Origin of the sequence: Paenibacillus stellifer, from assembly GCF_000758685.1 — a bacterium.
In the GTDB taxonomy this organism is placed as follows: domain Bacteria; phylum Bacillota; class Bacilli; order Paenibacillales; family Paenibacillaceae; genus Paenibacillus_AQ; species Paenibacillus_AQ stellifer.
In genome coordinates this window covers 5,110,492-5,131,547 of the sequence record NZ_CP009286.1, presented here as the reverse complement: position 1 = coordinate 5,131,547, position 21,056 = coordinate 5,110,492, and the positions used below count along the sequence as shown (strand labels likewise).

16 protein-coding genes are annotated in these 21,056 nt (G+C 40.0%); 7 read left to right on the top strand and 9 right to left on the bottom strand.

Annotation, left to right across the window (positions count from 1 at the left end; all coding sequences use genetic code 11):
* Nucleotides 1-19: 19 nt before the first annotated feature.
* The 5 genes from PSTEL_RS23625 to PSTEL_RS26515 are packed head-to-tail and all read right to left on the bottom strand — an operon-like array spanning nt 20 to nt 7,496.
* Nucleotides 20-991 (bottom strand): glycosyltransferase, encoded by a 972-nt coding sequence (locus PSTEL_RS23625; protein WP_038699142.1) that lies wholly within the window; start codon nt 989-991, stop codon nt 20-22.
* 12 nt (nt 992-1,003) lie between these two features.
* Nucleotides 1,004-2,275, bottom strand: a complete 1,272-nt coding sequence (locus tag PSTEL_RS23620; RefSeq protein ID WP_038699140.1) for an ABC transporter ATP-binding protein — start codon at nt 2,273-2,275, stop codon at nt 1,004-1,006.
* Nucleotides 2,276-2,292: 17 nt separating this feature from the next.
* Nucleotides 2,293-3,081, bottom strand: coding sequence for an ABC transporter permease (locus PSTEL_RS23615; protein WP_038699138.1), 789 nt, complete (start codon nt 3,079-3,081; stop codon nt 2,293-2,295).
* A gap of 28 nt (nt 3,082-3,109) precedes the next feature.
* Nucleotides 3,110-6,364, bottom strand: a complete 3,255-nt coding sequence (locus PSTEL_RS23610) for a glycosyltransferase (protein ID WP_156995947.1) — start codon at nt 6,362-6,364, stop codon at nt 3,110-3,112.
* On the bottom strand, nt 6,330-7,496 hold the full coding sequence (locus PSTEL_RS26515) for a class I SAM-dependent methyltransferase (protein ID WP_156995946.1): 1,167 nt from the start codon (nt 7,494-7,496) through the stop codon (nt 6,330-6,332). The genes PSTEL_RS23610 and PSTEL_RS26515 overlap by 35 nt, the downstream gene beginning before the upstream one ends.
* 201 nt (nt 7,497-7,697) lie before the next feature.
* Here PSTEL_RS26515 and PSTEL_RS28045 point away from each other — a divergent pair, with 201 nt between their 5' ends.
* A complete protein-coding gene (locus PSTEL_RS28045; protein ID WP_169744624.1) occupies nt 7,698-7,919 on the top strand; it encodes a hypothetical protein in 222 nt (73 codons plus the stop codon).
* A 239-nt stretch (nt 7,920-8,158) separates the two neighbouring features.
* Here PSTEL_RS28045 and PSTEL_RS23600 read toward each other — a convergent pair whose 3' ends face one another.
* From PSTEL_RS23600 to PSTEL_RS23590, 3 genes are all read right to left on the bottom strand, one after another.
* Nucleotides 8,159-9,511 carry an IS4 family transposase gene (locus tag PSTEL_RS23600; RefSeq protein WP_038693644.1) on the bottom strand — a complete coding sequence of 451 codons (1,353 nt, stop codon included), beginning with the start codon at nt 9,509-9,511 and terminating at the stop codon, nt 8,159-8,161.
* A 119-nt stretch (nt 9,512-9,630) separates the two neighbouring features.
* Nucleotides 9,631-10,494: an acyltransferase family protein gene (locus PSTEL_RS23595; protein WP_052098908.1), complete on the bottom strand. Its 864-nt coding sequence runs from the start codon at nt 10,492-10,494 to the stop codon at nt 9,631-9,633.
* 52 nt (nt 10,495-10,546) lie between these two features.
* Nucleotides 10,547-12,277, bottom strand: a complete 1,731-nt coding sequence (locus tag PSTEL_RS23590; RefSeq protein WP_169744623.1) for a hypothetical protein — start codon at nt 12,275-12,277, stop codon at nt 10,547-10,549.
* A 928-nt stretch (nt 12,278-13,205) separates the two neighbouring features.
* Here PSTEL_RS23590 and PSTEL_RS23585 point away from each other — a divergent pair.
* From PSTEL_RS23585 to rfbD, 4 genes are all read left to right on the top strand, one after another.
* Nucleotides 13,206-14,123: an NAD-dependent epimerase/dehydratase family protein gene (locus tag PSTEL_RS23585; protein ID WP_084065289.1), complete on the top strand. Its 918-nt coding sequence runs from the start codon at nt 13,206-13,208 to the stop codon at nt 14,121-14,123.
* A 7-nt stretch (nt 14,124-14,130) separates the two neighbouring features.
* A complete protein-coding gene (locus tag PSTEL_RS23580; RefSeq protein ID WP_038699130.1) occupies nt 14,131-15,054 on the top strand; it encodes a glycosyltransferase family 2 protein in 924 nt (307 codons plus the stop codon).
* 283 nt (nt 15,055-15,337) lie between these two features.
* Nucleotides 15,338-16,360 carry a dTDP-glucose 4,6-dehydratase gene (gene rfbB / locus PSTEL_RS23575; RefSeq protein ID WP_038699128.1) on the top strand — a complete coding sequence of 341 codons (1,023 nt, stop codon included), beginning with the start codon at nt 15,338-15,340 and terminating at the stop codon, nt 16,358-16,360.
* 5 nt (nt 16,361-16,365) lie between these two features.
* Complete coding sequence (rfbD, locus tag PSTEL_RS23570; protein WP_038701573.1) at nt 16,366-17,232, top strand: dTDP-4-dehydrorhamnose reductase; 867 nt, start codon at nt 16,366-16,368, stop codon at nt 17,230-17,232.
* A gap of 45 nt (nt 17,233-17,277) precedes the next feature.
* Here the strand turns inward: rfbD and PSTEL_RS23565 are convergent, their stop codons facing one another.
* Nucleotides 17,278-18,291, bottom strand: coding sequence for a glycosyltransferase family 2 protein (locus tag PSTEL_RS23565; protein WP_245625017.1), 1,014 nt, complete (start codon nt 18,289-18,291; stop codon nt 17,278-17,280).
* 106 nt (nt 18,292-18,397) lie between these two features.
* Here PSTEL_RS23565 and PSTEL_RS23560 point away from each other — a divergent pair, with 106 nt between their 5' ends.
* Together PSTEL_RS23560 and PSTEL_RS23555 are read left to right on the top strand one after the other, a co-directional pair.
* Nucleotides 18,398-19,333: a glycosyltransferase family 2 protein gene (locus tag PSTEL_RS23560; protein WP_038699126.1), complete on the top strand. Its 936-nt coding sequence runs from the start codon at nt 18,398-18,400 to the stop codon at nt 19,331-19,333.
* A gap of 463 nt (nt 19,334-19,796) precedes the next feature.
* Entirely contained in the window at nt 19,797-20,867 is a 1,071-nt protein-coding gene (locus PSTEL_RS23555; protein WP_218917567.1) for a FecCD family ABC transporter permease, read from the top strand.
* Nucleotides 20,868-21,056: the final 189 nt, after the last annotated feature.

The following is a 21,056-nucleotide window of genomic DNA, read 5'->3' as shown; positions in this document are numbered from 1 at the left end:
CTTTGTTGGAATATAGAAATTATTCTACAATATACTTAAAAAGCGATTCCCTTAATTCCTTGTTCTCTAAAAAAGCGAGTTCATAATCTTTAACTCCTCTTTTTTGGCTTGCGTTAAATGAAGATCGAAGAATCCATAATAATTTATCATTGCCTTGCAAATTTATAGACTCAGCTAATTGTTCCAATTCTTCTTTTGAACTTTCTTGTAAGATTAAGTGACTTTCAAATCGGGGAAGATTAGCTGCGTAGATCCAACAAATTTCAAACAGCATATGTTTCCGGTTAGAACTGATTGTATTTGTTTCATGAATTCTATATTTAATTAACGCCTCCTCAAGAATTGAACACTCCCCATACTCAGCTGCGCGTAGGGCAAAATCCCAATCATGGGCAAATCTTAAGTTTCGCATTCCGCCAATCTCTTGATAGAGTTTTTTAGTAAATACCATATTGCTTGTAGTCGATATAAAATTTGAGACTAATAAATTTCTGGAAAAATTATTACTGCCAGCATAAGATTTACTCTTGTTAGGGATGGGCCAAGGCTCCATGTTCTTCCATCCCTCTTTAATTCCAAGTGTTTTACCTGAATGATCAATAATTTTAATATATGTGCAAACCAAATGAACATGAGGATGTTGAATTAAATATCCTACGCACTTTTCAATGCGATTTTTCTCGTATATGTCATCCGAATTAAGTATGGTTAGAAAGTCGCCTGTTGCAAGTTCCAGGCCACGATTGATTGTATAATGGGCGCCTTGGTTCTGTTGAGTCAGTACTTGAATTCTATCATCTTCAAAAGATTTTGCTATCGCTAGAGAATTGTCTCGAGATCCATCATCAATAACAATTAGTTCAATGTTTTTATAGGTTTGGTTTAAAACACTAGTGATAGCTTCTTTAATGAAATTTTCGTGGTTATATAAAGGAATAATTACCGACACTTTTAAGTCCTGGTTAATTTTTGCCTTCGTCTTGAAAAACATATGGGTGCACCTCTATAAGATTTGATTGATTTCTATTCCTTGCGGCACAAGATAGCCACGGCCCTCTTGATATGGACGAGGGTCTCTTACGACGATTATCAATGCATCGTTAATCCATTGTACTTGTTCATGAGCTTGATAAGTACCATTTGCAAAAGCGATATCAAGCGAGTATTTCCCACTCCGTAGATAAGGGAAGCTCATTGAGAATTGGAAATGATAAACTTGACCACCCTTGAAAGGTTGAAGTGATTTTTTTTCAAAATGAGAGTTAGTTACAATAACGGGACTTCCAAGAGCATCCTTTAAGGTGAAACCTAGAATTGGCATATCGATATCTTTTTTAATATTTAATGAAAAATCTATAAGAACTTGATCACCGCCAGTCACGGTGGTGGCAACATGGCCACTCTCATAGTTTAACAAACGTATAGATTGAAAAAAACCGTCTCCATTTCCAAAAGCTTGTGCTTTTGAATTTGAAAATGAACTGTTACTTTCTCCAGATATTTCATTATCAATTTCGGCTGAATAACTGGTGACAGCTTGCATTTCTTTAATATCATAGCTCATGAATGCCTGATATTCATCAAGTATTTTGTCAGGTCGACCCTCTTTAAAAATTCGGCCGCCATCCATCCATATAATACGATCACAAAAGCTTGCAAGTACCCCAGTATCATGACTGACGAACAATACTGTCCCGTTTTTTTTGATTTCTCTTATTTTGCGATAACATTTTTGTTGAAATCTCATATCACCTACACTTAACGCTTCGTCGACAATGAGAATTTCTGGATTAATATTTATTGCTATTGCAAAAGCAAGTCTTACAAACATGCCGCTTGAGTATGTCTTGACTGGCTGATGAATGAATTCACCAATATCAGCAAATTCAAGAATGGCATCAAGACTTTTCTCTACATATTCTTTAGAATAGCCCAGTAATGTTCCATTAAGATAAATGTTTTCAAGACCAGAGAGATCACCGTTGAAGCCCGCTCCCAACTCAAGAAGAGCAGATATATTTCCCTTAACATCAATACTTCCACTCGTTGGGGTAAGAACGCCAGTAATCATTTTAAGAAGAGTAGACTTTCCGGAACCGTTTTTACCTATAATGCCAACAGTTTCACCTCGTTTTACATTTAGGGACATATTATCAACGGCGTGAAATTTTCGGTGATATTTTTTTTTGGAAAATACTTCCTTGACGCGATCCATGGGATGATTATAAAGCTTGTAAACTTTTGACACACTGTTAACCTCAATTAAGGTATCCAAATATTTCTACCTCCGTTTTACAACACATCTGCAAAATGTGGCTTCATTTTCTTGAAAAAACTGATTCCGATCCATCCAATAACAATTACAACGAACCAAAAGTAAAAGGTTTGTCTTGGATGAGCAAAAAACCAATTGTGATTGATTAAGGCTTCTCTATATCCATTAACAATGTAATAAATTGGGTTTAACTTAATAAACCAACGATATTTCTCAGGAATCACCGATTCTTCCCACATAATTGGTGTAAGCCATATGCCGAACTGAAGCAATATACCTATGATTTGCGAAGTATCTCTGAAGAAAACATTAAGTGTTGAAATGAAATAAGCAACTACTGTTACAAGCATAAAAATACAAATATTATAGTATAGGATATCAATCAAGTGAATACCTGGGAAATATCCATATATTGAAAATATAATAATCAGTAGAAGGTTAAATGCTAAATTTAGGAAAAATGAGGCGATTATTTTGACAAGTGGTAGTAAGCTAACTTTGAAGACAAGTTTTTTTACAACAAAAGAATAGCTTGTAAACGCACCAGTTGAATTGATAATCGCATCACTGAAAAAGTTCCAAGGAATCATGGCAGCACACAGCCAAAGTATAAAAGGTGCATTTGATATGGGTTGTGCTCGAAATCCAACTTGGAAAACAAACCAAAAAATTAAAATGGTCATCAAAGGTTGAATGATTGCCCAAAAAACACCAAAATATGAACCAGAGAATCTACTCTTAAAATCTGACTTTGACATATTATAGAGAATACCTTTGTTGTTCCACAAATCCTTAATTGAACTCAATTTGTATCTCTCATCCTTTCAAGACTTTCTATTGTTTATATTTACTCATAGCTCTTTCAAATGAATGTTTCATTGAAAGAGAAGCTCTCTCCGATGAAAAAAATTCAATGTTTTCTTTTGCACGACTCTCCGCATTTTGTTTGTAGACGCCAAGATTAGTATAAAAGGTGTCGAAAGCTGCCTTTAGGTCTTTAATATCATGGCTATTCGATATGATCCCTATCTCTTTATCCCTGACGAATAATGCGATATCACCAACATCGGTAGATAGAATAGGAGTCCCAACACACATAGCCTCGATAGTCACAATTGGCAACCCCTCGAATATTGAAGCAATCACAAGGCCATCTATTGATTTTATAAATTTGGAGATTTCGGCGATGTAGGAAATTCTGTGGATACGATTCTTCCAAATAGGGGTTTTCGCAATTTCGATCTCGATCTCTTTTGCGAGTTCTCCGTCGCCGACCATAACAAAATTCGCATTATTGTAATTTTCAACTATATACCGTGCCAGTTCCAACATTTTGAGTGGCTGCTTTTGTTCAGTAAAACGACCCACAAAAGCAAAATATATTTTATTGGGGTCTAAGCCATATGATCTCAAAGTTTTCTCTCTAGAAAAATGCTCGGTGGATGCTTTTGCGATTTTTTGAGTATCAACAGCCGAGTATACCAGATCAATGTCTAATGGATTTAGTCCATATGTGTGGATAAACTTTTCTTTAATCTTTTGGTTGATTGCGATAAAACGATCATATGAATGTATAGAAGGCCGATCGTAATATTGTATCCATCCATATTCATAATCATATACATCTTGAGTCACAATCGGACAGTTATTAAAGATTCTTCTGATATTACTGCTGTTATCCATTGTCCAAGGAGAACTATTACATATCCACACAAGATCGGGTTGATAAACATTCTTAAGGCCTTCTAACAAATAGAGATAAGTCTCAAATGATGTTATTTCTGCAAAATCAAAATATTTAATATCTAACTCCGCGATTTGATAATACAGGCTGCCTTGTTCTGTTCGATGAGATTCAAAAGTAACAACTATAAATTCATAATCCTTTTGAAGTCTTTCCATAATTTCGATAGTGTTTCGCTCTACTCCTCCAACAGCCATGAAAACCGGGAGAACAATTATTGTGGGTTTAACCTTTTGCTTGGATGCAAAAATTATTGAATTATTCCATTCGACCGGTTCTTGTTTCTTTGTGAATAAATTCTTACCATCAGAAGATTGTATAGAAGGGCACACCAAACTTAAATCAATTTGTTGATCGGTTCGTTTGCTTCCGGGAATTCGAAGAAATCTGCCGATTCCATCGGGATTCTTAATGAAATTATCACAGCTGCCAAAGCTTTTTTTGATAATAAGTGAGTCTTTATAATTAATGCTATGTAGAAGCGGGAAATTGCTTAACCCGTCTGAAATGAAAATAAAGTCATAATTATGCTCTAAAAGACAAAGTGCAGCATTAGCAAACTGGCTTTTTTCAATTACATGAAGTGAATCAGTAAATTCATAGATATACTCCATATACTCAGATGAAGTGCAGAAATTCACATCAACATGGATATCTGGAGAAAGGATGCAGGATTCCCGGTATGCATTAAGAATTAATGTAGGAACCTGTCCGCTAGAACTTTTCAAGGTAATCCAAATCCGTCTGCGTTGTTCAGAAGAATGTGATGGGCTGTTCAATTGATAAGAGACACTGACTTTATATTTGTTCCGTTTCTTTGCGATATAGTGGATAACCTTTTTTAATAGTTTGAAAGTCATGCGAAAGGAAGTCCTTGCAGCAGATAGGCTTCTTTTAAACATCAAATAGTTTAAGGAAAATTCAATTTCCACTTTTGAAGTATCTGTCGGCAACATTTCGCTGATTAATATCGGATCGATCTCACTAGAGAAATCGTACTTATTGACTGCTGAATGCATCGCATTGTTAAATTCAAAACGAATGGGAGTTCTCGACGAATGGAGTGAGACAGCATCCGCTCTTCTAATCTTGACTTTACATCGGTCATCTAAGGGGTCAAATCGGATTCTGCCGTTAGAATCGCTCGGAACTTCGAGCGATATTTTTATCTTCTTCTCTCCAGCAGTATGGTATTTTACCGAATTTTCTTCAGTAAAGTTATTGTCCCGATCATAGAAAACTTGCGACGAGCCGAAGAAAAGATATCTCAAAACGAATCTTTCTGAAGTTTTTCTGGACGGCTTATAATCCGCATATCCTATAGCCAGACCTAGATACATATAATAACTAAAAATAATAGAGTAAAATTTCGAACATAATTTCCTTATTTTGGAAGAGTCTTTTTTTCTCAAGCCCTTTTCCAACAACTTGGTCATTAGGGTTAGAAGACGTATAGTAACTCTACCCAAATCACCGACAAAGTCAATTCTCTTTTTGACAGAGTACGAGGACTGATAAAGTTCATAAAACTCATCGATATCAAATTTAATTTCTTCATTTCCAATTTCGGGATGTAATCGTTTTAGCGTATTTAATTCTTCACCTGCTGATAGCTGACGATTGCAAAATTTTTCAACACTGTTATATATATGATCATGATATCCAAGTGCGTTAGGAACATAGATAATTGATACTCCCAACTGATGCAAACGATATCCTAGATCTACATCTTCAAATCCATATTTTTTAAAAGCAGGGCTAAACAATACGTCTAGTTGCAGCAATTTGGACCGTGCAACACTAACGTTAGAGGTATAAAAATGACGAAAATCAATGACTTCAAAAGGCCTCATTCCGACAAATCCGAATTGTTCACAGCCAATATCGGTAATGTGCTTCATCAAATGGTTCATCTCGATTCCTTCTCGCCATTCAATACAGCCTAATGTCGCATAATTTTCTCCATTTTTTAAGTAAGATTCGTAGTGTTCATTTAGGAAATTGGGAGTCGGGAAAATATCATCCCCTGTAAAGAGAACGATTTCTCCGGTTGCATATTGATATGCATGATTTCTGGCTTGTGCGGCACCTCCATGCTTATTTGTCAGCACTCTTATAGGAAGATCTGTACATTCCTTCAGAATAGCAACGGATTGATCAGAAGATTCATCATCTGAGAAGATAAGTTCATATTCATATTTGGTATATTTATCAACAATTCTCCAATGGTCTAATAAATCTCTTAATAGTGAGGACCTATTGTATACGGCAATAATTACACTAATTTGCATTTGTACACCACCATAAATTTTAAGTTGATTTTGAGTTGGAACCTTTGTGCTCAAGTGCTTCAATCATTTGTTTATAAATCTGATCAACAATCTCGCTTATTTCGACCTGTGTCAAAATTTTGAGGTATCCTTTAATTGTTAGGAAGGTAGCACTCGTAAAATCCCCAACAATCTCAAATTGAGGATCGATATTCATAAAAAGGAAACCCCATTTGTGGAAATTTAGAGCATTGAGGGGAACATGTGAAGTTACAGCCCCGTCAGTAATTACTTTTTCAATATTACAAATGCAGAATTGATTCTCGATGGGATCAAATCTGAATCTGGTGCCTCCAGCATAAGTGGAGAGGTCGAACGTTATCGAAAATTCGTTGTTTTCATTTGTATAAATAGTCGTACTTTGCTTCTTATCTTGCTGGTAGATTCCTTCATTTGAAGGATATAAGGTTGAGATATGAAGACTGATCTGGGAATCATATTTATAAATTGAAGCAATATCAAAAACAGAAATTGATCCTGATTCATTGGAGCATATGGCTATAAGATATTTCCCCTCTAAGTCGATGCTTGAGTTCTGTAAATTTTTCACTCTACGTTCTTTTAAAGCAAGATCAGTAATGCTGGAAACCGCGTATAAGGATTGATTGTATATTTTCACAGTGGAAAACGCCTGTTCTAAGTATGTTTGAAATCCATCAAGGTAAAACTCTGAAACATGGTAAGGGTTATGGTATCCACTTTTGTCAGTGTAGACTGTCTTGTTTGGAGTCGACATCACGAGTATGCCGTCTGGTTTAAGGACACGTTTTGCCTCGAGAAGAAATTTGTTTTGTATATCCTTTTCAACATGTTCTATGACTTCAAAAATAACGATACAATCAAACGAGGAATCTTCGAACGGAAGACTTTCCAGCGAGGATTGGATAAAATTGAGGTTTTGTTGATTCGCATAATGCTCCTTACACCACTCTATGGTTTCATGAGATATATCAATACCAGTAACTTCTGAGGCAAACTGTGATAAAGACAAGGAACCATATCCGGTTCCACACCCTGCATCTAGAACCTTCATATTTTTAAGGCAGGGCGCAACGGCACTATACCTATGAACATGCTCAGCCTCAATTTCTAATCCATCATTGTCTGGTATAAAGCGTTCTCCTGTGTACTCCATTTTGTTTTCCAATGCCTCCCAAAAATGCTCGTGTTAACCTGGAATTTACTTCGCAGCTAAACTAGAACAATGTTATCATTAAGGCCGTGTTCTAGCAAGCAACAAGCCTGTGGCCGAATAGAGCAATACAACAGACATTACCTATAAATGAACAAATTTACTCCCAGTAAACTGTAGAATCAAAAAGAATAGAGACAAAGCGTGCTCCTTGTGGTGAAAAAAGTCACCACAACCCCATTCACACCAGGAGAACTCGCTATGTCTCTTACCGTTTTCGCACCTGATCATGCGACCTTTCGCAACTATTTGTTGCAGTATCGGCTGTCGCTATATTTTTTTAAAACCGGTTTTGAAAAATATAGTGCGACGTATATGGCATCCGCGAAAGGATTTCGCCGCAAGGTGGTAAACCTAGCGGAATACATTCCCCAATGACGACGTTCGGTCATATACCTAATTTATTGTGGGTCGCTTAATAAGAATTTTTTTACAGAGTTACTTAATTTATTTGAGTACTTATACAAGTTGAATGAAAAAAACGCCAGTATGATGCAGTTGATCAAAAAAAGAGAGTAGGTTTCTATAGGAGTTATTATTCGTCCTGTGAATCGTTCAAGTACCTGTTCAATAATTACATGATGTACTAAGAATATAGCAAATGAATACTTACTAACTCAACTTTCGCAGCTCAAATCTCCAAACAAACCCTTGATATAGCTGGGTAAACCGGAGATCCATTCCTGTAGTTGACAAAAAACAGCTATTTTGTTCTTCTTGGTTTTCGCCTGGGACATTTCGAGAAATAAACTCATGAGCTGCTGGAGCGCGGTCTGGTAGTCCAGATCGCGGACCTCGTCGGCAAAGAGAAAGAAGAGCCCTCCCAAGGTTCGGTCATCACTCGATTGACGCCGTTCGTATTCCATTGCCAAATATCGGCTGAATACAATCGTCGTATGGCTAATCAGCCCGTCAAAGGAACGGCCCTGAAATTCAGTTCCCAGTTTCAAATAGCTTTTGGTGACTTTGAAAAAGGTCTCTATGCTCCAGCGCATGCCATAGATTCGTACGATTTCAGCTGCATCCAGCGTCACATCGGTACTTAAAATGGCCAGCCACTCCCGTTTTTTATTCCGGTTGCGGACAAACACAAGCTTCACAGGCAAACCGCAGGCGGTGTGCACGATGACCGAGCCTTTAATGTCTTTCGCGTTCGATGCGGGAAGGCTTTGAAACACCTCGCCGAGTGTCATTCGCTTACCTTGAACCAGGTAGCGTTGTTTCATTTCCTTCACCATACCAATCACGGGAAGCCCTTTGGCGGCGAGCTCACGGAGCAGTGGAGCTTGAGTAAACCAGCTATCCATAAGCACGTAGTCGGCGGCCAATCCGGCACGTAAAGCTCGTTCCAACAAGGCTACGACAGCATCCGGCTTCCGAAATAAGGCCTCCATCCGGCGCTTGTAGCCGTTACTGCGTTTGGAGAGAGTCGAAGCCATTTCGCACAGACGGTTGGCTAATTTGGCTGAAGACAGCATGACAAAGTCAATCGGAGCAAAGCTAAAACCGTCAGACCAACCTAGAGTCAGCATGGTGTAGCCTTTGGTGAATTTGCCCGTAGAGTGGTCAAAAACTCGTGCCAATAACTCTGCTTTTTTGCTCCGGTTTCGACTCAAAACAGAATCGTCGATAATGAACACACGTATTCGATGTGACGAAATAAGCGATTCAAAATGGCGCACGATGCGAAGACTTAAAGCCTGCAAAAAGCGTCGCCACGCAAAAGAAGCTTGATTTAAGAACCGATAAACAACATCTTTGCCAGGAAGATCTGCTCCTCGGTCACTTTCCAAAAGCCGAAACCAGTTCTTCCCTTCGAAAACCAAAGAGAATATGATTTGAAAAATGGCTAGACTGGAAAGACCGAAAGATTTAGAAATGCCCGCTTGCCGTAAGGTTTTTCCAATGTGAAGAGTGGCAAAAAGTTTGGAAAAGCGAGACTGTTCAGACAGGGAATGTTGTTGTAACATAGGGTTACGCACCTTTCTTGTTGGCATGGTAAGCTCGACACTTCCATGATACCAAACAAGCGAGGTGTTTTTTGTCAATACGAGTAAATCTATTGAATTCTCCTTACGCGCTCAAGGGTTTAAGCCATTTTTCCAGGTGCGAAAGTTGAGTTACTAATGATTATAAATGGCTTCTTAATTTTTTCTATTTTAATAAGTTGTCCAATATAGGCTAACAGGAAGAAGAGAGAGATTCCAGTAATGGTGATTATATACATGTACGGAATGTTAATCTCTTTAGTAAACAAAAGTACAACAATCAAAGTACTTATAATGAATTGGTATATATTAACTTTTTTTATATATTGCACGAAGCACATTCCAAAGATGAATTCTGGCAATCTTGTTAAGATATTATAGTCGATTTGAATGTTGAAAAAGTAAAATTGCACAACTACAAAGTAAATGGAAACACTACAGAATATTAGTGTTTTGGGAAACTTCATTAAAAGAATTCTTAGAAAAGGAAAACAGATGTACAAGAGAATTATGCAGCCTAAAAACCATTCACCGATCATATAATAATTCGGTATTAAAGCAACTAAATATCCATCCATTCCAAGGATGCTTAATACAAAAGTCCATTTAGGGACTTGCGGACTGAAAGGATTGAGGGCGTAATACTTATAAAAGTAATACAATAATACAAGGGCATAAGCAGTCCAGAATATTGGATAAATGGAAAGGAATCTCTTTTTAATATACTTTTTAATTGCAAAGTCATTTTTATAGGTGTACATCAATGCCGCACCAGAGATTATGAAAAATAATGATACACCGATTCTCCCCAAGTTTCCATTAGGATAAGTATCAAAGAATATTTTGATAATACCAATAGTGCGCGTTCCTAAAGAAGCATTGAAATGGAAAATGACTATCGACAATACAGAAAGAGCTCTAATAAAATCCAAATAAAATAATCGTTCTTTTTTTTCATTTATCACTGTGTTTTTCGCTCCTATGTAATAATTCAATATTTTTTTGTTTCATAAACTATCAAGATGGGGGTGAAGATAGGATTCTATTTTTAAATAAATCGGGGAAATCAGAGTAGTAATAATCGAATTTGTCGCTTAAATATTGCAATTCATCTTTGGTGAACGGAGTCTTTTTTTGAAAGATTTTAACCTTAATGTTCTGCTCTATTGTGTAATCTTTTACAAAATCGAAGTTATCTCCAATAATCCCATTGTTCAGGAACTCGTTTGCCAAAATACCGACTACCTGTTGATCGGAGGGCGTAAGATGATACTGGATAGGGTCAGCTACAACCACAATATCAGCTGTTAAAAAATCACTTGGAAACCCATCTCTTAGGTCTACGTTCGAAGATGCATCCAATGTCAAAATATAGTTTAAGGTGTCAGGTAGATACAGCTTTCTAAGGATATCATCATTAAGCAGAGAAGAACTAGCTACTACGTAAATGTGAGCACCACTTGAATCGGACATGGCCTTTAGATCATTATCCAGCAGTTGAAGCTGGGCAATATCATTTCTGATTTTTGGTCGATATGATTCATTGGAGTACAATATAGAACCTATTTTAGATATCGGAACAAATCCGAAAGAATACGAAGAGTTAATTAAAAACAATAAAACAATAGCGCCTATATATAGGTTTCTTCTTTTCGGGAAAAAGCGGTTATAAAACCAACCAGTGCAAATTAATACTAAGAGGAGTATTTGTGAAAATAATAAATACCTATGATGGATCCCCATGTTTTGTATTCTGAAAAATAAAATTTGAGTTATTCCAAATGAAGAAAAGAACATTGCTGCATATGGGCGTAATTCTTTTTTTGTAGCACCGATGATAACTCCTAATGCTAGCAACAAACAAATAAATAAGCCCATTGATTTTCCGGTGATTACAAAGTTGTCGGTATAATTACCAATACTATAAGCTGAGTAGGCAATAGAAAAATTACCAAATAAGCTTTGTTTTAAAAAACCTTTGAAGAATACTAATAAAACTCCAAGGGATACTATTGCGGGTAATGAGATGTTGATTATGAAATATTTTAATATTTGGAATCTTCGATCTTTTTCCTGAATCATTTTGAATAGAATGAAAATTATCATTGCTGCTACAAAACCAACTGCGAAAAATGCAAAGTATCTTCTTTGCAAAATCAGCAACATTAACATTACAGCAATAACAAAGTATTTTTTAAAATCAAGCTTATACCAGTTTATTTCAAGTGTTGTTAACCAAAGAATTGCAATAGCTAATAAACAAACACCATCCAAATATCCGAAGAATAAAGGCAAATATAGCATGGGGAGACTAAGAATAATTAACAAAATCACAGAGAAAGGAAGCTTAATTGTTTCGTCAATTTTTGCGAGTTTGCAGAAACAGTAGGAAAGGATGAGTGCCATTGGGAAAACGAACATTATTAGAATTAATAGAACATAGCTGACAAAGCTTTCCCCCATGATTTTCATAGGAAGGGCTAACAAGGTGGGAATAATGTTGTTATATTCTGATTCATTAATACTTATGTACAGAGAATGGAGCATTTGACTTGGAAATAAAAAAAAGTTCCGACTATGCTCAATTGTTACTCCCCAGTATCCTCCAAAATCCCAAAAGTATACGAATCGATCTCTACTGACTTCAGCAAAAACAAAAGCTGTGATTAGTATAAAAACAAAAAAAGAACAAATGATATCTAGTTTGTTAAGTCTTTTTAAGAAAGCGAAAAATCCGTTCACTTCCAATGACCAGCATATTATGCTGAAATAGAAAAATAAGATAGAAGAGCATATCAAGAGACCAGATATTTTAGGGGTATTGTTGAATATAAAAACACCAGACATGAATATAAGAACAAAAAAAATACAAGAAATCAACCATTTACTATCTAAAGACCTAGTTAATGTACGCTTTAGCATCTAAATAACCTCTTTGAAATTTATTGGGTAACGTTTATTAACATTAGTTTTATTACAAATTAACATATTAATTATAGGTAATTGCGATTTCTTTAATCGTGTCACACTGGGACTTGGAATATGAGAAAGTATCTTTTATTAGCCTCTATTAGATTATCAGTATAATAGTAAGGCGCCTGATAGTTTCAGGTAAGACCATTTCTTCATTATAACAAGGTATAACTATCCTCGTATTTGGTGCAGTAATTGGATTGTTCAAACAACTATCTCTCCTCATTAGTTAATTTATCTAATTTTACATTACCTATATCGAAATTAAAATTGTTTCTTTGCCAAACTGCAAATGAATTTGAATATATATTTGTATGGTGTAATTTAATAGCTGGACAATAAAAAAGTTCTAGAACTCTTAGGAGCTTACGAATCCTCGTCAATATTTAGACGTATTCTGCTTGGATTAATTTTTTCGTTATGAATAAATTCGGATTTTGAGCCAGGCGAAAATAGGCTTGAGTAAATAAGCGGCAACCGTAGCCTTGAACACTACGGCATGAGAAGGCGTATCCCACGACGGTAGCTTGAATCTGATAGCCCCACGAGACCTTGCCGAGCAGATGCGAATGATGAAACCCGGTCACTCCATCGGAGCCAAGCGGAGAAGTAATTCTTCATGGTCGCTTTATTGTAATGCCATGTATTCTATTTAATGATACAATGGAATTGCTGACTATGAATTTGAATTACGGGGGATAAGATGAATAGTATACTCATTCTTGGCTGTGGTTATTTAGGATCACATCTAGCCAATTATTTTAATCAGCAAGGCTGGTCGGTGAAGGTTTTGGGCATGCGATCAATGCACACTGATTATTTAAGTGAGAGTATTAAATTTGTGGAACTTGATGTTAATGATATTGAAAGTGTAAAACATTTTATAATTCCAGGGGATTTTGTCTTATGCGCAACAGGATCTATAAATGCAACCAATCCCTTTAATGATATATCTCGGGATATCACAGATTACTATCTGCCATATATAAATCTGTTGAATGAGTGTGCATCCAAAAATATTGGAAAGTTCATATTCCTGTCATCAGCGGGAACTGTCTATGGAAATGCTTCCAATTTCGCGAAAGAAGATGATCGGCTGAATCCCTTGAATATTTATGGTGTTCAGAAGGCTTTTTTTGAGCAATTGATTCAAATTAAACATAATGAATCCAAACAATTGCCGCATGTCATACTCAGAGTTTCTAATCCGTATGGAGGAATCCAAAACCCGCTAAAAAACCAAGGAATAATACCTGTCTTGATAAATAAGGCGCTAAATGGAGAGAAATTTGAATTCTGGGGCGATATAAATGCTACTAGGGACTTTATTTATATCGATGATTTCCTTAAGGCAACTTATCTTGCCTCCAAATGTGCGATTAATGAAGTGATTAATGTTGCGAGTGGAACTTGCAGTACGATTGGAGAAGTTATTGATGTGGTACAGCATCGAGTAGACTGTAAGATTGATATCGTGTACAAAACCTCGGCAAATACTGTTGTAAAAAACAATCTTATCGATAACAGTAAATTGAAATCTATTACAGGTTTTTCACCCTCGATCACGCTTGAAGATGGTATTCAACAAATAGTAGGCAAGATGCTTTACGCTAAGGAGTAAGTGGAAGGTGAGTTTACAAGTTCTTTTATCCACTTATAATGGTGAACGCTACATTTCAGCTCAAATTGAAAGTCTGTTATTGCAATCCTGTTCGATTTCTAGCATATTGATTCGCGATGACGGTTCAAACGATGGGACAGTTCAAAAACTGGAGCTTTATCAAAGGAAGCACCCTCATATAATCCATATTATTCGTGGAACGAACATTGGAGCCAAGGCGAGCTTCTTTGAATTATTACAGAATGCTGATCCAGAGTGTGCTTTCTTTGCTTTTTGTGATCAGGATGACTGGTGGCTGGAGGATAAGGTGAAGAACTCAATCCATGCTCTGAAAGGTGTGAGTGATGGGGATAGGCCACTTCTGTACTTCACCCCGACCATTCTGGCCGATTCGGATTTGGCTCCCCTAAAAAAGTGGCCACATCTTTCAAATGTGAAACCTTCTTTCAATAATGCACTTGTTGAAAACATTGTTGTTGGAGCTACCGCGACATTTAATAAAAGGGCTAAAGATCTTCTGCTTCTACATACTCCTGATTTGCGAAATATAATTATGCATGATTGGTGGGCATATTTATGCATTTCGGCTTTTGGTAATGTAGTTTTTGGTGATAATGCCCAAATTTTATATCGACAGCATAATGATAATCTGATTGGAGGGGACAAAACTCGTGTTGAATTGATACAAAAAAAAATTGCAAGTTATAAAATAAATCGAGTGAAGAAAGTGCTCTATAATCAGGCCCTAGAGTTTAATAAATGCTATGGAGGAGATTTAGAGGTAGAGCATAAGGAAGAACTTGAGCTTTTCCTTGCTTCGAGAACTAGCTTGCGTTCACGATTTTTGTATTTGACTAAATGCAAGGTGTTTAGACAGTCATTTCTAAATGATTGTTTCATGAGATTTTTAGTTTTAATAGGTTATATTTAATGTAATCGATGTAAGCTTAAGCAAGATCGCTCTTGTTCAAACCTTCTTACTTTTGAGTTCGCTTTTTATATAATTTTGAATAACTGAGTTTTTTGTTCCATTATTAGCTGCGGATGAATAATATTATCATATTGAATACTTTATTTATTTTTGTCCTAAAATTTATGAGTCAATGCGTTGTTTGATTGTCTTTAGTTGGATTGCATTGCATAGAAAGCATTCATTATAAGCGTTCTAAAGTTTATTTTTGGTAATAGGCTAAAAAAGATAAAGGTGGTCTCTCATGAAACTCCTCATAACCGGCGGAGCCGGATTCATCGGCAGCAACTTTGTAATCTATATGCTGGAGCAGCATCCGAACTACAAGATCGTTAACGTAGATGCCCTGACGTATGCAGGGAACCTGGAAAACCTGAAATTGGTGGAAAACCATCCGAACTACAGTTTTGTTAAAGCGGATATTACGGATGTTCAGGCGATGGATGCTTTGATTGGCGATGGTGTGGATGTGGTTGTCAACTTTGCGGCGGAGTCGCATGTGGACCGGAGTATTTTGGAGCCGGATGTGTTTGTGAAGACGAATGTGCTTGGCACTCAAGTGCTGCTGGATGCGGCCAAGAAGCATAAGGTCACGAAATTCGTGCAAGTATCAACTGATGAGGTATATGGAACGCTGGGAGCAACCGGGCTTTTCACGGAAGAAACTCCGCTTACGCCAAACAGCCCGTACTCCGCAAGTAAAGCAGGCGGTGACTTGTTGGTGCGTGCGTACCACGAGACCTTCGGCCTGCCGGTCAATATTACCCGTTGCTCGAATAACTACGGTCCGTATCAATTCCCGGAGAAGCTGATCCCGCTGATGATCTCCCGCGCACTTGCGGATGGAGCGCTTCCAGTGTACGGTGACGGGATGAATATTCGTGACTGGCTCTATGTCGAAGACCACTGCAGCGCGATTGATCTGGTCATTCACGAGGGCGTGTTGGGAGAAGTGTACAACATCGGCGGCAACAATGAGCGGACGAATGTGCATATCGTCAAAACGATTCTGCAGGAGCTGGGCAAGCCGGAATCGCTGATTACGTATGTCCAGGACCGTCCCGGTCATGACAGACGCTACGGTATCGATCCGACCAAAATCATGACGGAGCTCGGCTGGAAGCCGAAGCATACGTTTGAGACGGGTATCAAGGAAACGATTCAATGGTATCTGAACAACAAGGAATGGTGGACCCGCATCCAGTCCGGAGAGTACCAGAAATATGCCGAGCTGCAATATGGCTCCCGTCTGGGAGATGCTCTCTAATGGCGATGAAAGTGTTGGTTACCGGTGCAGCGGGACAGCTGGGCCAGGATGTGGTAAAGCTTCTTCACAAGGGTGGATATGAGGTGCTGGCGAGCGATCGTCAGGAGATGGATATTACCAACCCGGATCAATGCGTCGAGGTAATCGGAAAATTCGCTCCCGATGCGGTTATCCATTGCGCCGCCCATACAGCTGTTGATGCTGCGGAGACGGATGTCGATGCTGCGTACCTCCTCAATGCGGTAGGAACGCGGAATGTAGCGCTTGCGGCAGAGAAGGCTGGAGCGAAGATTGTCTACATTAGCACGGATTATGTTTTTAATGGACGGGGCGAACAGCCTTATCATGAATATGATAATACAGATCCTCAGAGCATTTACGGCAAGTCCAAGCGGGCAGGTGAGGTTCTTGTCCAGACGCTGTCGTCCAAGTATTTCATTGTGCGAACGTCCTGGGTCTATGGCAAGTACGGCAATAACTTCGTCAAGACGATGCTGAAGCTGGGTCAAGAGAAGCCGCTGATTCAGGTGGTGGACGATCAGAAGGGATGCCCGACCTACACCGTAGATTTGGCCCGTTTTCTCCTGGAATTGATCCAGACCGAGAAATACGGCATCTACCATGCCTCCAACACGGAGTCCTGCACATGGTATGAGTTCACTCAAGCTATTTTTGAAGAAGCTGAACAGCTACTGGGTCTTAAATTTACAGCCAAGCTGGAGCCCTGCACGACAGAGCAGTTTGTCCGTCCGGCTCCGCGTCCGCACAACTCGGTACTGGAGCATCTGTCCATCCGCACCAATGGATTTCAGGATATCCGGTCTTGGCGGGAAGGGTTAAGAGAATTTTTAAAGCAAATTCCGTTTGAATAAAAAAATCTCCCGATCTAATCAAATTAGAAAGGGAGATTTTAATTTTTAGTATGTGCCCACAAGTTCTCTATGCTGAGTTTCTTTATTTTCACCTAGCTTAACAGTACTTTTTTCAATAATATATTTTGGCCGAGCTTTTACTTCTTTATAAATTTTTCCGATATATTCACCGATTAGTCCTAGCGCAACCAATTGAATTCCGCCGATAAACCAAATAGAGATCATAAGGGAGGACCAGCCGGAAGTAGTATTACCCATAAATTTGTTAATAACAATATAAACAGCAATCAACAAGCTGAAGGCAAACATTAAAAACCCAACTGCTGATATTAAGCGGATTGGTGTAACACTAAAAGAGGTTATTCCGTCAAAAGCAAAAGCCAGCATTTTCTTCAAAGGATATTTAGATTCCCCGGCAAATCGTTCGTTTCGGTCATAATAAACTTCCGTTGATTTGTAGCCGATTAACGGGACAAGACCACGAAGGAACAAATTAACCTCTTTAAACTCGCTTAAATGATCAAGCACACGTTTGCTCATCAGACGATAATCCGCATGATTATAGATCACCTTAACACCCATTGTATTCATAAGCCGATAAAAACCCTGTGCCGTTGAGCGCTTGAAGAAGGTATCTGTTGCCCTGCTTTTTCTAACACCGTAAACGACATCGTAGCCTTCATTAAATTTGGATATAAATTCCTCGAGAACGTTTAGATCATCCTGGAGGTCTGCATCCACTGAAATTACACAATCGGAGTATTCTTTTGCATGATTTAACCCTGCCAAGAGAGCATTTTGATGTCCAGCATTTTTAGCCAACTTCAAGCCATGCACATACTTGTTTGTTTCATTGTGGCTTTCGATAATCTCCCAAGTACGGTCACGGCTGCCATCATCAACAAGAAGCATTTTACTGTGGGCGGATATCTTATGTTCATCTATTAAATCATTGATTATAATAGTAAGGCGCTTGATCGTTTCTGGTAAAACTGCTTCTTCATTATAACAGGGGATTACAAGTGACAAGACAGGATTGTTTACTATGTTGCTGGTCAAAACCTAATCGACTCCCTCTAACTTAACATAATGATTATATTCTAACATTGTTTTGTTTTCAGTAAAACAATAATTATACTGTAAAATCACATATAAAGGACTAAATATGAAAACACACAAAACTGTTAGTATACATATTGTCACCTTTAATAGCGAAACTGACATATTAGACTGCCTGGATGCTGTACATGCCCAGACCTATGAAGTGAATGGTATTGTGGTCGTCGATAACGCCTCTTCAGATGAAACTGTTTCGAGAATAATGAGCAAATATAAGAATTCTGTAACCCTGATCTCTAACCCCCTCAACACCGGCTTCGCCCCCGCCCATAATCAGGCCATTGCCGCCAGCGATGCCGATTATATGCTCGTGCTGAATCCGGATGTCGTCCTTGCGCCTGATTATGTGTCCCGGCTGGTGGCACGGATGGAGGCCGATCCGCAGATCGGGAGCGCTACGGGGAAGCTGCTGTTCAAGGGCGATCCGACGATTGTGGACAGTACGGGCCTGCGGATGAACCGCATACGCCGGGCATTCGACAGGGGGATGGGGGAGCCGGCGGAGAACTGGAAGAAGTCGGGCGAGGTGTTCGGCGTGTCCGGGGCGGCGGCGATGTACTCGCGGAGAATGATCGAGGATATTAGTGTGGACGGGGAGTTTTTTGACGGCAGTTTTTTTGCATATAAGGAAGATGTCGATGTTGCCTGGCGGGCACAGCTGCTCGGGTGGAAGGCCTGGTATGACGCGGAAGCGATCGGTTATCATGAGCGGGGCTGGAAGACGTCGGGGCGCGGCAGCAAACCCCTGTTCATCCGGAGAAAATCCTATCTCAACCGCTACAAAATGCTCGTGAATAACGAGCCGGCCCGCACACTGCTGAAGACCCTGATCTTCGCCCTGCCGTATGAGATCGCCGTTCACGGATACATGTTGCTGAAAGAGCCTGGCGTGCTTCGGGCATGGGGAAGCTGGGGGGCGGAATGGAAGACGCTGAAGCGGAAACGGAAGGCCATTCAGGAGATGATCAGGTCAAAACTGTAAAGAGGCAGCAGAGTACCACTCTTTGCTGTCATCCTTGATGCCGCTTCGCTCGTCGGTCACGAACCATTAATTCACCAGGAGCGGGCTATATGGAGATTTGCGTCGGGTCACCTCGGGATTACTCTGTAGAGATCATAGTTCCGAACTGGCCGATAGAACGGGGATTTAACGGAAGCCGGAGGCCGGCGAAGACAGCCATTTTGACGGCTACTGGTTAAAAAAGAACAAGTATGCAGGCCGATGCCCGATTGGGTATCGGCTTTTTTGGGCTTGGCGGATGCGCGCTGTGTTTCGGAAGAGTCCTGACGGGAGAGGTGAGCCTGGAAATGAACTGCAGAGGATTTGAGAGCTTGATATAAAGTTCCCCGAATTGACCATTGATGTTTGTGTCGGGTGATTATATTATATTTAATTGTATTCAGATATATTTGGTTATAATGAAAAATGTTCGGGGGGACAAAAATTGCAGTATCATTCTATGGGTCATGGCTCTGCGGAGGGCGGGGGGATTGGCAGTAGAACTGTTATTCGCGGCAGGACGATGGCCGTTGTTCTGATTCTTTGCGCCTGCGCGGTGTTCCTGGGCTCGTTCACCTGGGGCAGATACGGGATTTCGCTGGAGCAGATGGCAGAAATCCTGGCAGGCCGATTGCGGGGACAGGCGGCGGATTGGTCGAATCCGGTGGAGACAGTGCTGCTTAAGGTGCGGGTTCCCCGTATTTTTGCAGCGATGCTGATCGGTTCGGCACTTGCGGTATCGGGTGTCGCTTATCAGGGATTGTTCCGGAATCCTATGGTGTCCTCGGATATTTTGGGGGCGTCGGCGGGGGCGGGCTTCGGAGCGGCAGTGGGCATTTTGCTGTCTGCGGGGACATTCGGGGTGCAAGCCCTGGCTTTTGTCTTCGGACTGGCGGCTGTTCTAATCACTTATGTCATAGGAGCCTTAATTGGACGCAGGGGAGGCATGGTGACGGTTCTGGGACTCCTGCTTACCGGCATGGTCGTATCGGCGCTCTTCGGCTCTCTGACCTCTCTGATCAAATATGCGGCTGATCCGTACAGCAAGCTGCCGGCGATCACATTCTGGATGATGGGCGGCTTGTCCGCCGTCACGGGCCGGGATCTGCTTATACTGCTGATTCCTGGCCTGCTGGGGAGTGTGCCGCTTCTGTGCATTCGCTGGCAGATGAATGTGATGTGCTTCGGGGAGGAGGAAGCGGAGGCGCTTGGTGTCAATGTGCGCAGAATTCGTATGGTGGTCATTCTCTGCTCCACGCTGCTCACGGCCTCGGCGGTGGCTGTGGGCGGCATGATCGGCTGGGTCGGCCTGGTCGTTCCCCATATGGCCCGCCTCTTGGTCGGACCGGATCACAAGACGCTGCTGCCGGTGTCGATGGGGCTGGGGGCCGTCTATTTGCTGGCCGTCGACGATCTGGCGCGCAGCATGTTCGCCCAGGAAATCCCGCTCGGTATTCTGACTGCGGTGATCGGCGCGCCGTTCTTCCTGTATTTGCTGGTTAAGGGGAGAGGTTAAGCAAAGGCAAGGTGCGTATCGGCAGGTTAGGACGAAAAAGATAAAGAAATGCAGACAGGCCCTGTTCAGTTATGTGCTGAACAGGGCTTGTCTTATTGCATGAAGCTTATTCTTGAAGATGTATACCTAACAGGCTGGACATTGGACCAGGGCGAATGGTGGAAGTCCGGCCGATCAAGCGAATGCTTG